This window comes from Hydromonas duriensis, from assembly GCF_004363775.1.
GTDB lineage: Bacteria > Pseudomonadota > Gammaproteobacteria > Burkholderiales > Burkholderiaceae > Hydromonas > Hydromonas duriensis.
Map to the genome: position 1 here is coordinate 1 of NZ_SNZE01000075.1, position 1,255 is coordinate 1,255.

The window sequence follows — 1,255 nt, forward strand, 5'->3', positions numbered from 1 at the left end:
ATATTGCCGCGTTCGTCGTAGTCGTAATGCGTGCCGACATATTCGCGCATCAAGTTATCAAGGATGCTGTTTGGCTTTTGCCATGTGGGTTGTGCTGACTGGGCTTGCAGTGGTTGATTTGGGTGCTCATTGGCTGTACTTGGGGCCACGGGTTGAACGTTGCCTGCGGGGTCGTAGCTTTGCTGTTGGTTGAGGCGATTCGCTTGCGTGCGCATAATTTCGCGGTGCAAGTCGTCGCGCTCAAAGCCAAGTTGTCAGCACAAGTACCATAAGAGTTTCAGTTCCGTTGGTGCATTCTGACTAAGTTAATAACTGTTGCCGTGCCTCATTCACAACGGCTTTAAGTTTATCCTGAGATTCTTTTGATACTTTGAGCTGAGTCATTAAATCAACGGAACGTTCGAGGGTGTCCAATACCAATTTGATCTGCCCTTGCTGGTCTGCCGATTTAAATGTTACATAGTCAATTTGTAAGCGAAACTCAAGAACCTTCTTTTTTATGCTGCGACGGACTATCTCGGGATAAGCTGAGATAAACTCATCAGTCATGATAATTGTAATCAACGCCCATTTTTCGTAATCCTCCTTGAACTCAACCTTCTCCAATAATCTATTGAAGCACGGTTCAATTAGTTTAGCGCCAAGATTGACAGCACTTTCAGCACCTTCGCAAACTTCGCCAGATATCCACAACCTCATCTTTGACTCCTCAATAATCTGTTTTATTTAAGCGTGGTCGACGCCCATGTGTTGCTGTGTATTCACGAATTTTCTTGGTTTGCCAGCAGTGCATTTCACGTTTTGTACCTGATGCTTCAGGCCTAAAAAGAGCATTCTCATTATCAAGATAAGTCTGCGTATAGCGCATTGCTCCTCTTGTCGTTTCACCATACTTTAAGACTTCATTTGTTGTTCTATCACGCAACGTATACCCAATCGCTGGTTTATCAGAATCTAAGCTATTGCCATGCGTGCATGATTTCTCAGGCTCAGGTGGTCTATTAGGGTCTTTACCTTTGCCAAATTGTCCGTTTGGTGTTCGTGGCTGCCCTTTATATAATCCCAACGGGTCAATCCACTCAACAGGATTCGGTGCATACGCATGAACATTCATACCCCCAAGCAAGCCGATAGGGTCACGACTCACAAACCGTCCACTGTGCGGATCATAATACCGATGCCGATTGTAATGCAGTCCTGTCTCATGGTCAAAGTATTGACCTTGGAAACGAATCGGATTGGTAAATCCAGCACG

At 45.2% G+C, this 1,255-nt stretch carries 2 protein-coding genes and 1 pseudogene; all 3 read right to left on the minus strand.

Annotated elements, in window-relative coordinates:
* Positions 1-230 (minus strand): annotated as a pseudogene (locus DFR44_RS11330) (hypothetical protein); the annotation flags it as partial.
* Between the two features lie 70 nt (positions 231-300).
* Entirely contained in the window at positions 301-699 is a 399-nt protein-coding gene (locus tag DFR44_RS11335) for a hypothetical protein (protein ID WP_133621673.1), read from the minus strand.
* Between the two features lie 10 nt (positions 700-709).
* The coding region (locus DFR44_RS11340) for an RHS repeat-associated core domain-containing protein (protein WP_281275643.1) at positions 710-1,255 on the minus strand (546 nt) is incomplete at its 5' end.